The sequence below is a fragment of the Devosia sp. XK-2 genome (assembly GCF_037113415.1).
Lineage (GTDB): Bacteria > Pseudomonadota > Alphaproteobacteria > Rhizobiales > Devosiaceae > Devosia.
The window spans coordinates 1,253,264-1,266,244 of the sequence record NZ_CP146608.1; the positions used below are offsets into that span (position 1 = coordinate 1,253,264).

The following is a 12,981-nucleotide window of genomic DNA, read 5'->3' on the forward strand; positions in this document are numbered from 1 at the left end:
GCTCACTCTTTCTCCCGCGCGATTAGGCGCTCGGCCAGCTTGCGTGTCGTGTTCCAGTTCCGGGCGGTGTTGAGCCCACACAGCTTGTCGATTTTTCGGATCAGCTTGCCGGACTTGGCCACGTCCTGTGAAAAGTCCACGACCAGATGGTTTGCCACGACATGGATGATCTCGGGCCCATCGTGGTCCCGGATCCAGGTGAAGTCCGGCTGCGTGGCAGCGAAGAAATAGACGCCAGTCTGGGCCGGCCGGTTTTGCGCCGCATCGGCAATTGGATCGGCCGCAAGCAGCTTTTTCATCTGCGCAGGCGTTCGGACGATAGCGGCGACATTCTCGCCCAGCCCGAAGCTGCGCAGTACCGGCTCCATGGCCCCGCGCGCTGCCGCCGCCGATCCCTCGAATCCGGCAATCATATTGCCCGTGTTCACCAGCGTTTCCGGCGCGATGAACCCGGCGATCTCGGACGCCTCGCGCCACTGCGCCATGCTCATCAGCTTGTGCGTCACCGGACCAATGGCGCGGAGCAGGATGGCGAAGAGGATCGGAGAATTGGCCAAGGCGAATCCGTGTGTTGAACGTGCGGAATACTAGCAGCCATGGCCATGTTCGAGCAAGAACGAAGTGGGAACAAATGGCGCGCTGAAGTGCCGCCGGGCCTCGCGGTTATCAGATAAGAGCGGAGTCCCGAGACGGCTGCCGTCCCTGAAACTAAAAAACTGAGACGAAAGCCGTCTCGGGAACGCTTGCCATTCGCGCATAGCGCTCAAGGCCTTCTTGCCTGGCCCGGCTCCACTGGAGCCGCGCCTTCGCTGTGCGAACCGTCTGCGAAGTTTCTCGTTAGAGGGTAACTTGGAAGGCTGTCCGGCGCGGCCGCCCTAAGGCACCCGCCTTCAGCTGCCGATCTGAAGAACGACAGCAGGCTCGAACTCTCACCGACCGCCCCCCAGACCATGGCTGCACGCGACTGCCCCATGCCCGGCTTTCCCTCCCGCCTCTGGTCGCTGCAGGCCGCCCCGTCGCGAGAGGAATGGGGGGATTATGGGGCAGATTTTGAGGGCGGGGATAAGAGGGACAGGTGCTTGGATACCCCCACCCGGCCAGCCATTCGCGCATAACGCTCATGGCCCACTTGCTTGACGCGTCTCCACCGGAGCCAGGTCCTCGACGCGCGAGCCGTTTGCGAAGTCGCCCGAAACATCCCCACCGGGGAGATATTGCCTACGGTCCGGATCTACTCCGGCAAATGCCCGTCGCCCACATAATTGCGGGAATAGCGCCCCTTGAGGCTGGTGAGGATTTCATAGCCGATGGTGCCCGCCGCGTCCGCCTGATCGTCGACGCCGACATTGGCGCCCAGCACTTCGGCGCCTTCGCCGGGCGTGGGCAGGTTGTCGGCCAGCTCGGTGATGTCGACCACGGTCAGGTCCATGGAAATCCGGCCGATGACCGGACACAGCTTGCCGCGGATGAATACCTTGCCGCCCGGTCGGGGATTGGTGCCGGACAGCGAGCGCAGGAAGCCATCGGCATAGCCATAGCCCAATATGGCGAGCTTGGAATTGCGGTTGAGCGTATAGGTGGCGCCATAGCCCACCGTCTCACCCGTGCGTCCCTCCGCCACCTGCAAGATGGGAACGTGAAGGGTTACGACCGGCTGCATCGGGTTTTTGCGTCCGCTGACAGCGCGTCCGCCATAAAGGGCTATGCCAGGGCGCACCATCTGGAAATGGTAATCGCGGCCGGTCATCAGGCCCGCCGAATTGGCAAGCGAGGCCGGAATGCCCGGAAACTGCGCCATGACCGAGCCGAACAGGGCCAATTGCGTGCGGTTCTTTTCATGGTTCGGCGTGTCGGCGCAGGCCAGATGGCTCATGACCATTTGCGGGGCATAGCCGAGCTTTTCGATCCGCTCGCGTACCAGGCTCGCCTCATTGAGTCGGAAGCCCAGGCGGTTGATGCCGGTATCGAAATGGAAGGCCGCGGGATAAGCCTCGTTGCGCTCCACGCATTTGCTGAGCCATTCGTCCAGCATGGTCATGGAGGACAGCACCGGCATCAGGTTCTGCCGGATGTAGAGATTGGCCGCGCCCGGATAGAGCCCGTAAAGAATGAAGATATGCGCATCCGGCACCGCCGCGCGCACGGCCATGCCTTCATCGGGCGTGGCCACGAAAAAGAAGCGCGCGCCGGCGGCATGCAGCGCCTTGGAGGCCTTGTCTATGCCCACGCCATAGGCGTCCGCCTTGACCACCGCAGCGGTCAACGCACCGGCGCTCACCTTGTCCAGGGCGCGCCAGTTTCGGGCCAATGCCCCCAGATCGATACTCAATTGGCCGCCAAGGCCAGATGTCAGCGCCATGCCTATTCCATGCGTTCGGGCAGGTAGTCTGCCCGAGCAAGGTTACCAAAGCGGGTAAATTGCGCCTCAAAGCTCAACTGCACGGTGCCGGTGGGGCCGTGGCGCTGCTTGGCGATGATCACTTCCGCCTTGCCATGCACCTTTTCCATTTCCCCCTGCCAGGTCAGATGCTCCGGCGTGCCCTCTTTGGGTTCCTTGTTCTTGAGATAGTATTCTTCACGATAGACGAACAGAACCACGTCCGCATCCTGCTCGATAGACCCCGATTCGCGCAGGTCCGCCAATTGCGGATGCTTGTCGTCGCGCGCTTCCACCTGGCGCGAGAGCTGGGAGAGGGCGATGATGGGGACTTCGAGCTCCTTGGCGAGCGCCTTGAGGGTGGTGGTGATCTCGGTCAATTCCTGCACGCGGTTCTGGCTCGACGCCTTGGATGAACCGGACAGGAGCTGCAAATAGTCGACGATGAGCAGGTCCAGGCCCTTTTGCCGCTTGAGCCGCCGGGCGCGGGCGGCGAGCTGGGCCACCGAAATGCCGCCGGTATCGTCGATATAAAGCGGCACCTTGCTCATGATGTTGGAAACATCGACCAGCTTGGCGAATTGATTGTCGTGAATGCGGCCGCGGCGGATGTCGGAGGACGAGATTTCCGCCTGCTCGGCCAGAATACGGGTGGCGAGCTGTTCCGAACTCATTTCCAGGCTGAAAAAGCCGACAACGCCGCCATTGACCGTTTTGGAATGGCCGTCAGGCGTTACATCGCCCCGCCAAGCCTTGGCGACATTATAGGCGATATTGGTGACGAGCGAGGTCTTGCCCATGGCGGGACGGCCGGCAAGGATGATCAAGTCGCTTCGCTGCAAGCCACCCATCTGCCGGTCGAGATCGTGCAGGTCCGTGGCAATACCCGAAAGACCGCCGTCACGCTGAAAGGCCTCGCCGGCCATCTGGATCGAGGCGTTGAGTGCGGCGCCAAAGGCTTGGAATCCGCCATCATAGCGGCCTTTTTCGGCGAGCTGAAACAGTTCGCCCTCAACCTTTTCGATCTGCTTGACCGGCGTCATCTCGACGTCGCCTTCATAGGCGACCGAGACCATCTCCTCGCCGACCATGATCAGGTTGCGACGAATGGCGAGGTCGTAGATGGCCTGGCCATAGTCCGCTGCATTGAGCACCGTCGTCGCCTCGGCAGCCAGGCGCGACAGATATTGCATCATGGTCACGTCTGGCAGGAGCTGGTCGGGCAGGTGAGTCTTGAGCGTGGCCGGTTCCGCCGCCTTGCCGGCCCGGATGATCTTGCCGGCGAGCTCGTAAATCTCGCGATGGATGGGTTCGTAGAAATGCTCGGGCAGCAGGAAATCGGCAACGCGATAAAAGGCGTCATTATTGATCAGGATGGCGCCCAGCAGCGCCTGCTCCACATCCACATTATGCGGCGCGACGCGAAAGGCTTTGTCTTCGGCGGGGTGAAGGCGTGCGATCTCGGCCATGACGGTTCCTGCGGGAGGGTTAACCTTTCTTAACCACGCAATTCTGGTGTGAGTCTTGGGCTAGCGGCGGCAGGGTTGAAGTTTCCCTAACGGCCCCTGTGAACTCTGTGGACAACGGGGATTCCGCCGCGCGCCGGTTGCGCGGATGGACTCACCGTCGCGCCAGACTAAGTCTGGCGCAATTATCGCCCAAAAGCAAAAGGCCGGGCGCTGGGCCCGGCCTTTCAGAACCGATTGTGATCGGCGACTATTCTTCGAAACGGTCGTCCGAAGCCGCGTCCTGCTGGCCGGCAGCGAAATCGCCGTCTTGGTCAGCCTCGAAGGTGTGGACGGTGACGTCCTCACCCGCGGCCTGACGCTCGGCTTCGTCTTCCGAACGGGCAACATTGACGGTGATCTCGACAGCCACTTCGGGGTGCAGCGAGAGCGCAACGGTGTGCACGCCAACGGTCTTGATCGGATCGGCAAGGTCGACCTGGTTGCGCTGAACGGTGAAGCCGTTCTTGGCCAGGGCGTCGACGATGTCGCGAGCAGCGACCGAACCATAAAGCTGGCCGGTTTCGCCGGCCTGGCGGATCATGATGACGGCGTGGCCATTGAGGCCCTCGGCAATGCCGGCAGCGGCATTGCGGCGTTCTTCATTGCGCTGTTCGATATGGGCGCGTTCGTTTTCGAACTTCTTGCGGTTGGCTTCCGTGGCGCGCAGGGCCTTGCCCTGGGGCAGGAGGAAGTTACGGGCAAAGCCGTCCTTGACGTTGACTTCGTCGCCGATGGTGCCGGTGCGGCCCACGCGTTCGAGCAGAATGACTTTCATGTCTTTTTTCCTTTGGCTGTCCCGCTCTCAAAAGGAGCGGTTAGGAGCCGCGAACCATTCGCTGGCTCCAACAAATCCGGTAGGGCAGGGCCTTACTGGACGGCGTAGGGCATCAGGCCGATGAAACGGGCGCGCTTGATGGCACGGGCCAGTTCACGCTGCTTCTTGGCCGAAACGGCGGTGATGCGGCTCGGCACGATCTTGCCGCGCTCGGACACGTAGCGCGAAAGCAGGCGCACGTCCTTGTAGTCGATCTTGGGCGCATTCTCGCCGGAGAACGGGCAGGTCTTGCGACGACGCTGGAACGGACGGCGAGCCTGGGAAGTGGTAAGGTCTTTAATAGCCATTTTTTCTCGTTCCTTGTCTTAGAAGCGGCGCGGACGGCGTTCAGCGGAGAAACCGCCGCGGCCGCCTTCGCGGTCGTCACGGTCGCGCTTCTGCATCATCGCGGACGGGCCTTCTTCCAGCTCGTCGACGCGCACGGTCATGAAGCGCAGAATGTCTTCATTGATGCGCATCTGGCGTTCCATCTCGGCAACGGCGGTGGCCGGCGCTTCGATGTTGAGCAGGGTGTAATGAGCCTTGCGGTTCTTGCGGATGCGGTAGGAGAGGCCCTTGAGACCCCAATATTCATTCTTGGTGACCTTGCCGCCACCCTGGCCGAGCACTTCGGTCAACTGAGCGGTGAGCTCTTCGACCTGCTGCTGGGAAACGTCCTGGCGAGCCAGGTAGATGTGTTCGTAAAGGGCCATTGATGCGCCTTCCTTTCGAGTTTGCTACTCAGCATTTGCCTGGCGCGGAGCCCCTTCGAAGCCGGAAAGGCGTCAAAGCAGTCTTGCAAAGAGCGGGAACACGGGAGGCCGGGTCCGAAGAACCCTATCTTTCCAAAAGGAAAAACCCTCCGTTCAGCCCCCGGCCAAACGAATTGCTGGCGCGGCTATAAGGGAAACAGGGGAAGAAGGCAAGCGCCGGGACGGGTTCGCCTTGACTCTGCCGCACACTCCCTGCAAAGCGCCGGGCAACTGGACAGCCCGTTCGCGGCTTGTCACATTGGCTCGAAAAGGGATCGATCATGTCCATTTCCGCTTTCACTTTTCCCGGGCAGGGCAGCCAGGCCGTCGGCATGGGCAAGGATCTTGCAGCTGCCTTTCCTGAGGCGCGCGCCGTGTTCCATGAGGTTGACGAAGCGCTGGGCGAGCGGCTTTCGGCCACCATGTTCGAGGGGCCAGAGGACATTCTGCGCTTGACGGAAAATGCTCAGCCCGCGCTGATGGCCGTCAGCATGGCAGTTATTCGCGTGCTCGAGGCCAAGGGCGTTTCGCTCAAGGATCACGCCAAATATGTCGCCGGCCATTCGCTGGGCGAATATTCCGCGCTTTGCGCCGCTGGCACCTTTAGCCTGGCCGATGCTGCCCGGTTGCTGCGCACCCGCGGCCAGGCCATGCAGAAGGCCGTGCCGGTGGGGCATGGCGCCATGGCCGCGCTTCTGGGGCTCGATCTCGATACGGCAAAGGCCGTCGCGGCCGAGGCGGCGCAGGGCGAGGTCTGCGATGTGGCCAATGACAATGCGCCCGGGCAGGTTGTCGTCTCCGGCGCCACGGCCGCAATTGAGCGCGCTGTGGAAATCGCCAAGGGCAAGGGCGCCAAGCGCGCGCTGCTGCTGCCGGTGAGCGCACCGTTCCACTGCTCCATGATGCAGCCGGCAGCCGATGCCATGCAGGCCGCGCTCGCCGAAGTGGAGATGAAGGCCCCCGTCGTACCGCTCGTGGCCAATGTGCTGGCCGCCCCCATTTCTGTCCCCGCCGACATCCGCCAGCGCCTGATCGAGCAGGTGACCGGGGTCGTGCGTTGGACCGAAAGCGTCACCTGGCTCACCACTGCCGGCGGCGTGGCCAATCTGGTCGAACTCGGCTCGGGCAAGGTGCTGACGGGCCTTGCCAAGCGCATTGCGCCCGATGCCTCGGCCCAGGCGATCAGCTCGCCGGCCGATATCGACGCCTTTGTCGCCCAATTGGGCGCCTGAGACACCTGAATCAAAATCTGAAGCGCTTGAATCGCTTTCTCCCCGGAGGAGACCTAAATGTTTGATCTTTCTGGAAAACGCGCTCTCGTGACCGGCGCCAGCGGCGGCATTGGTCGCGAGATCGCCAAGGCGCTGGCCGCGGCGGGCGCTACGGTGGCCCTGTCGGGCACGCGGGTCGGTGCGCTGGAAGAAACGGCCAAGGAAATCGGCAAGGATTGCCCGATCCTGCCGGCCAACCTCTCCAAGCTCGAAGAAGTCGACGCGCTCGTGCCCAGCGCCGAGGCGGCCATGGGCGGCGTCGACATTCTGGTCAACAATGCCGGCCTCACCCGCGACAACCTTTTCATGCGCATGAAGGATGACGAGTGGAATGAAGTGATTGCGGTGAACCTGACCGCCGCTTTCCACCTCAACCGCGCCGTGCTGCGCGGCATGATGAAGGCGCGCTGGGGCCGCATTATCGGTATTTCCTCGGTGGTCGGCGTCATGGGCAATCCGGGGCAGGGCAATTATGCCGCCTCCAAGGCGGGCCTGATCGGCATGAACAAGGCGCTGGCCTATGAAGTGGCCAGCCGCAATATCACCGTCAATTCCATCGCCCCGGGTTTCATCGCCTCGGCCATGACGGACGAACTCAACGACAAGCAGCGTGAGTCGATCCTGTCCACGGTGCCGGCCGGCCGGCTCGGCACGGCGCAGGAAGTAGCCGGCTGCTGCGTGTTCCTGGCCAGCGAGGCGGCCGCCTATATCACCGGGCACACGCTTAATGTGAACGGCGGCATGGCAATGCTCTGACACGCATTTCCCGGGCAAAAGCCTTGGAAACCTTGGCGATTGCGGCTGGCTATGGCGGATAAAACATGATACCTCGCGCCCCGGTCCCTTCTGCCAGTCCGCCTTGCGGGCGCCTGGAAGGCCGCTTACATTGCCCCGGTGCAAACCAATTGGGCGCTTGATGATTTGGCTTTGCGCCAATAAGAAGCGAAACGAAACGTCGATTTCTAAAAAGGGAAGTCAAATATGAGCGATGTCGCTGATCGGGTCCGCAAGATCGTTGTGGAACACCTCAATGTGGATGCCGAGAAGGTCACCGAAAAGGCCAGCTTCATCGACGATCTGGGTGCTGACTCCCTGGATCAGGTCGAACTGGTGATGGCATTCGAGGAAGAATTCTCGGTCGAGATTCCTGACGACGCTGCCGAGTCGATCCAGACCTTCGGTGACGCGGTCGCTTTTCTGACCAAGGCCACCAGCTAAGCTGGGGACCGGGCCGCTGACCATGGAATTGCGCCGAGTCGTCGTCACCGGACTGGGTCTTGTCACGCCGCTTGGCTGCGGCGTGGAAGCAACCTGGTCCAATATTCTTGCCGGCAAGAGTGGCGCCAAGCGTATCGACGATTTTGAAATCGACGATATTGCCTGCCAGATCGCCCACCGCATTCCGCTTGGGGACTATGCCGACGGCAAGTACAACCCCGACGAATGGATGGAGGTCAAGGAACAGCGCAAGGTTGATCCTTTCATCGTCTATGCCATGGCTGCGGCCACTCAGGCCATCCAGGACGCGGGTGTCGAGCCCAAGACCCAGGAAGAGCAGGAGCGCACCGGCGTTCTGATCGGCTCGGGTATTGGCGGCGTTGGCGGCATCTATGATGCGTCCGTGACCCTGCATGAAAAGGGGCCGCGCCGCATCAGCCCCTTCTTCATTCCGGGCCGGCTCATCAACCTGGCCTCCGGCCAGGTCTCGATCCGCTTTGGTCTCAAGGGTCCGAACCACTCGGTGGTCACAGCCTGTTCGACCGGCGCGCACGCCATTGGCGACGCTGCCCGTCTCATCGCCTTGGGCGATGCCGACGTGATGGTGGCCGGTGGCACGGAAAGCTGCGTCAATCGCCTGTCGCTGGCCGGTTTCTCGGCCGCGCGTGCGCTCTCGACCGGCTTTAATGACAATCCCACCGCCGCGTCGCGTCCCTATGACAAGGACCGCGATGGCTTCGTCATGGGCGAAGGCGCGGGCATTGTCGTGCTCGAGGATTACGAGCGGGCCAAGGCCCGTGGCGCCAAGATTTATGGCGAGGTGATCGGCTATGGCCTTTCGGGCGATGCCTATCACATCACTGCGCCTTCGCCCGATGGCGATGGTGGCTTCCGCGCCATGAGCGCAGCAGTCAAGCGCGCCGGCATTTCACCCGCCGAGATCGACTATATCAACGCCCATGGCACCTCGACGCCGCTTGGTGACGAGATCGAACTGGGCGCAGTGACCCGCGTGCTGGGTGATGCGGCCAAGGGCGCAGTGATGAGCTCGACCAAGTCGGCCGTTGGCCACCTGCTAGGCGCTGCCGGCTCGGTGGAGGCGATCTTCTGCCTGCTCGCCATGCGCGACAGCATCGTGCCGCCGACGCTGAACCTGGACAATCCTTCGGTTGAGACCGAGATGAATCTCGTGCCGCACAAGGCGCTCAAGAAGAACGTCAATGTGGCGCTGTCCAACAGCTTCGGCTTTGGCGGTACCAATGCCACACTGGTGATGCGCAAGGTCAGCTAAACTTTTCCACCAATTGTAAGGGGCACATCGCATTCACCTGCGGTGTGCCCCTTGTCTTTGAGCGCGGGCATGCGAACAATGCCGGCGCCCCGCCACAATCTGGCGCAAAAACAATGACAACCAGGCCGTACAAGGCTGCTATTCGCGAGTGACAGGGAAGATGAACGACCGCAGGAACCGGCGCCGCCGCCGCTCGGGCAATGGCATGATCGACGTTCTCAACGGTCTGCTGACCCTGCTGGTCATCGGCCTGGTCGTCGTGGGTGGTGGCCTGTTCTTCGTGGCCTCGCAATATTATGGCGATGGGCCGACGCGCGGGGACCGCGTCTTCCGCGTGGAGTCGGGCAATACGCTCTCGACCACTGCGAACCGGCTTGAGGAGCAGGGTTTCATCACCAATTCGGTGATCTTCAGCCAGTTCGGCAGCCGGGTGGAGGAAAGCGCCGTCGTCAAGGCCGGCGATTTCAACATCCCCGCCGGCGCCTCCATGTCCGAAATCCTCAAGGAACTGACCCAGGGCAATCCACTGCGCTATGCGGTGACCATTCCCGAAGGCTGGACCGTGTGGCAGGCCATTCAGCGCATCAATGCCGATGACAGGCTGACCGGCTCGATCGACCAGCTTCCGTCCGAAGGCTCGATCCTGCCCGGCAGCTATGACTACACCCCTGGCGACACCCGCCAATCGGTGCTGGACGACATGCAATTGGCCATGACCCAGGCGCTGGCCGAGGTCTGGGAGGGACGGCAGGCCGACCTGCCGCTCGAATCCCCCGCCGAAATGCTGATCCTGGCGTCAATTGTCGAGAAGGAAACGGGCATCGCCACCGAGCGCCCGCAGATCGCCGCGGTTTTCGTCAATCGCATCCGTGAGGGCATGCGCCTGCAATCGGATCCGACCATCATCTATGGCATCACCCTTGGCCAATCGACGCTGGACCGGGGCATTCGCCGCTCGGAAATCGAGGAGAAGACGCCCTATAACACCTATCAGATTGACGGCCTTCCCCCCACGCCCATTGCCAATCCGGGCATCGAGGCCTTGCGAGCGGTCGCACATCCCGATGGTCACGATTACCTCTATTTCGTCGCCAAGGGCGCCACGCCGCGCGAGGGTCACGTCTTTGCCGAGACCTATGCCGAACACCAGCAGAATGTGGCGCGCTATCGCGAAATAGCAGCCGAGGCCGCCGCTCAGGCGGAGGCCGAAGCGGAGGCCGCGCGTCAGGCGCTGGAGGCCGAAGAGGCCGGTGCGGCCACACAAGGCGAAACCGCGCAGTGAGCGCCGCGCTTTCCAGCATGACCGGCTTTGCCCGCGCCGAGCGGCAAAGTGGCGATATGCAGGTGCAGGTCGAGCTGAAATCGGTCAATAGCCGTGGGCTCGATATAAGGCTGCGCCTGCCGCCGGGCCTGGATGCGCTCGACGTGCCGCTGCGCCAATTGCTTACCAAGTCGCTCAGCCGCGGGGCCCTGAACCTCGCCGTCGCGGCGGGTGGCGGTGCGGCTACCGGTGCCGTGCGCCTCAACCCCGAGGCTTTGGCGGCCGTGCTGGCGGCCATGGAGCAGCTCCGCAAACAGATAACGACCGATCTGCCGCGTCCCGAAGGCATTCTGGCTCTACCCGGCGTGCTTGAAACCGATGACGGGGCAGAGGGTGTCGACGAGGACCAGCAGGCGGAGCTGGTATTGGATTGCACGCGCGAGGCCATTGCCCGGCTGCAAGCGGCCCGCCGCCAGGAGGGTGCAGCGATTGCCGCCGTGCTGCTGGCCCAGCTCGACACCATTGCCGATCTGGTGGAGCGGGCCGAACGCCACCCCGCGCGTGACCGGGCCTATATCGAGGCTCGGCTGCGCGATCAGCTCGCTCTGCTGCGCGACGATACCAGCCTGCCGCCAGAGCGGCTTGCCCAGGAAGCGCTGCTGCTCGCCACCAAAGCCGACATTCAGGAAGAGCTGGACCGGCTGCGCGCCCATATCGCGGCCGCGCGCAAATTGATCGGGGAGGGCGGCCCGGTCGGACGTCGACTCGATTTTCTGGCACAGGAATTCAATCGCGAGGCCAATACGCTCTGTTCAAAGGCGAACGCTGTGGCGCTGACGGCCATCGGCCTTGACCTCAAGGCGGCGATCGATCAACTACGCGAACAGGTTCAAAACCTCGAATAGAGTGGGATCAAAATGGAATTTCAGCGTCGCGGCGTCATGCTGGTGATCGCCTCCCCATCCGGCGCCGGAAAGTCCTCGATCTCGCGCTCGCTGTTTGGCGCCGATCCCAATATCAGGCTCTCGGTCTCAGTCACCACGCGCGCCCGCCGCACCGATGAAGTGCATGGCAAGCACTATTACTTCATCGACGTGGCGACCTATCAGAAGATGCAGCGCGACGGCGAACTCCTGGAGAGCGCCGAAGTGCATGGAAATTACTACGGCACGCCACGCGCCCAGGTGGAAGAACAATTGGCCGCCGGTAACGATATCCTGTTCGATATCGACTATCAGGGCACCCTGCAGCTCTATGAGCGCGCCCGCGCCGACATGGTGACGGTGTTCATCCTGCCCCCCTCTATCAAGGAATTGCGGGCGCGCCTCGAGCGCCGCGCCCAGGACAGTGTCGGCACCATTGAAAAGCGCCTCCGCAATGCCCGCATCGAAATGGATCATTTCAGCGAGTATGACTATGTCATCGTCAATCGCGATCTGGAGGAATCGGTCGCCCGCGTCCGCGCCATCCTCGCGGCGGCCCGCCTGAAACGCGAGCGTCAGGTCAATTTATCAAGCTTCGTCAAAGACTTGCAGAGCCAGATCGATTCTCTTTGATAGCCATTTGAATCGGTTTGTGAAGGCTCAGCAGTCGGCAGCCTATCGCAGTCCCGGCAGGGCGCGCGCCATGGCGAGGAACGCCTCGACGGGAAGAGTTTCGGCGCGTTCGTCGCCCTTGAGGTCGGCTGCTGCCAGCAGCGCCTCGACCGGCACGCCGAGCGATTTCAGCGACTGTCGCACCATCTTGCGGCGCTGTCCGAAGGCGGCCTTAGTGACCTGCTCGACCAGTTTGACCGGCAAACCCTCTTCCACCGGCTTGGGCACGATATGCACCACCGCCGAAGTGACGCTAGGCGGCGGCACGAAGGCCTGTTTCCCGACATTGAAGGCAATGCGCGCATCGGTCCGCCACCCGGCGAGGACGCCAAGGCGGCCGTAATGATTGTCTCCGGGCCTGGCGACGATGCGCTCGGCCACCTCGCGCTGAAACATCAGCGTCAGGCTTTCGAAAAAGGGTGGCCAAGGCTCCATGGTGAGCCAGCCGGTGAGCAGCTGGGTGCCTATATTGTAGGGCAGGTTGGCGACGATCCGGGTCGGTCCATCGGCCAATAGGCGATAGTCCATCTCCATGGCGTCGCCGCTGATCACGGTGAGGCGGCCGGGATAGGCATCGGAAATCTCGGCCAAGGCGGGCAGGGCGCGGGCATCGCGCTCGATGGCGATGACCTCCCGTGCGCCTTCCGCCAACAGAGCCCGCGTGAGCCCACCCGGCCCGGGGCCAACCTCAATGACCCGCACGCCTTCCAGCGACCCGCCAACCCGGGCAATGCGAGCGGTCAGATTGAGATCGAGCAGGAAGTTCTGGCCCAGCTCTTTTTTGGCGCGCAGCCCGTGGGCGTTGATGACCTCGCGCAGGGGCGGAAGCTTGTCGATCTGGCTCATGGTCGGAGCGTTTCCAGCAAAAGTGGTAACGGTTTTGCGTTTCGGAAA

14 protein-coding genes are annotated in these 12,981 nt (G+C 62.5%); 7 read left to right on the forward strand and 7 right to left on the reverse strand.

Annotated elements, in window-relative coordinates:
* Positions 1 to 2 precede the first annotated feature (2 nt).
* The 6 genes from V8Z65_RS05985 to rpsF all read right to left on the reverse strand — a co-directional run bounded on the left by V8Z65_RS05985 (position 3) and on the right by rpsF (position 5,412).
* Positions 3 to 557 (reverse strand): DUF1697 domain-containing protein, encoded by a 555-nt coding sequence (locus V8Z65_RS05985; RefSeq protein ID WP_338723172.1) that lies wholly within the window; start codon positions 555 to 557, stop codon positions 3 to 5.
* Between the two features lie 674 nt (positions 558 to 1,231).
* Complete coding sequence (alr, locus tag V8Z65_RS05990; RefSeq protein ID WP_338723173.1) at positions 1,232 to 2,359, reverse strand: alanine racemase; 1,128 nt, start codon at positions 2,357 to 2,359, stop codon at positions 1,232 to 1,234.
* A 2-nt stretch (positions 2,360 to 2,361) separates the two neighbouring features.
* Complete coding sequence (locus V8Z65_RS05995) at positions 2,362 to 3,846, reverse strand: replicative DNA helicase (protein WP_338723174.1); 1,485 nt, start codon at positions 3,844 to 3,846, stop codon at positions 2,362 to 2,364.
* Positions 3,847 to 4,093: 247 nt separating this feature from the next.
* Positions 4,094 to 4,660: a 50S ribosomal protein L9 gene (gene rplI / locus V8Z65_RS06000; RefSeq protein WP_338723176.1), complete on the reverse strand. Its 567-nt coding sequence runs from the start codon at positions 4,658 to 4,660 to the stop codon at positions 4,094 to 4,096.
* A gap of 92 nt (positions 4,661 to 4,752) precedes the next feature.
* The gene (gene rpsR / locus V8Z65_RS06005) at positions 4,753 to 5,001 is read right to left on the reverse strand and encodes a 30S ribosomal protein S18 (protein WP_104894674.1); all 249 of its coding nucleotides are present in this window, start codon (positions 4,999 to 5,001) and stop codon (positions 4,753 to 4,755) included.
* A 24-nt stretch (positions 5,002 to 5,025) separates the two neighbouring features.
* Complete coding sequence (gene rpsF, locus V8Z65_RS06010) at positions 5,026 to 5,412, reverse strand: 30S ribosomal protein S6 (RefSeq protein WP_338723178.1); 387 nt, start codon at positions 5,410 to 5,412, stop codon at positions 5,026 to 5,028.
* Between the two features lie 320 nt (positions 5,413 to 5,732).
* Here rpsF and fabD point away from each other — a divergent pair, with 320 nt between their 5' ends.
* From fabD to gmk, 7 genes are all read left to right on the forward strand, one after another.
* Positions 5,733 to 6,683 (forward strand): ACP S-malonyltransferase, encoded by a 951-nt coding sequence (gene fabD / locus V8Z65_RS06015; protein ID WP_338723180.1) that lies wholly within the window; start codon positions 5,733 to 5,735, stop codon positions 6,681 to 6,683.
* A gap of 57 nt (positions 6,684 to 6,740) precedes the next feature.
* A complete protein-coding gene (gene fabG, locus V8Z65_RS06020; protein ID WP_338723181.1) occupies positions 6,741 to 7,478 on the forward strand; it encodes a 3-oxoacyl-[acyl-carrier-protein] reductase in 738 nt (245 codons plus the stop codon).
* A 225-nt stretch (positions 7,479 to 7,703) separates the two neighbouring features.
* A complete protein-coding gene (locus V8Z65_RS06025) occupies positions 7,704 to 7,940 on the forward strand; it encodes an acyl carrier protein (RefSeq protein WP_046103861.1) in 237 nt (78 codons plus the stop codon).
* A 28-nt stretch (positions 7,941 to 7,968) separates the two neighbouring features.
* Entirely contained in the window at positions 7,969 to 9,231 is a 1,263-nt protein-coding gene (fabF, locus tag V8Z65_RS06030; RefSeq protein ID WP_338723961.1) for a beta-ketoacyl-ACP synthase II, read from the forward strand.
* Between the two features lie 160 nt (positions 9,232 to 9,391).
* Positions 9,392 to 10,513, forward strand: coding sequence for an endolytic transglycosylase MltG (gene mltG / locus V8Z65_RS06035; RefSeq protein WP_338723185.1), 1,122 nt, complete (start codon positions 9,392 to 9,394; stop codon positions 10,511 to 10,513).
* 17 nt (positions 10,514 to 10,530) lie between these two features.
* Entirely contained in the window at positions 10,531 to 11,397 is an 867-nt protein-coding gene (locus V8Z65_RS06040; protein ID WP_338723962.1) for a YicC/YloC family endoribonuclease, read from the forward strand.
* A 12-nt stretch (positions 11,398 to 11,409) separates the two neighbouring features.
* The gene (gene gmk / locus V8Z65_RS06045; protein ID WP_338723187.1) at positions 11,410 to 12,048 is read left to right on the forward strand and encodes a guanylate kinase; all 639 of its coding nucleotides are present in this window, start codon (positions 11,410 to 11,412) and stop codon (positions 12,046 to 12,048) included.
* 42 nt (positions 12,049 to 12,090) lie between these two features.
* Here gmk and rsmA read toward each other — a convergent pair whose 3' ends face one another.
* On the reverse strand, positions 12,091 to 12,933 hold the full coding sequence (rsmA, locus tag V8Z65_RS06050; protein ID WP_338723189.1) for a 16S rRNA (adenine(1518)-N(6)/adenine(1519)-N(6))-dimethyltransferase RsmA: 843 nt from the start codon (positions 12,931 to 12,933) through the stop codon (positions 12,091 to 12,093).
* Positions 12,934 to 12,981 lie beyond the last annotated feature (48 nt).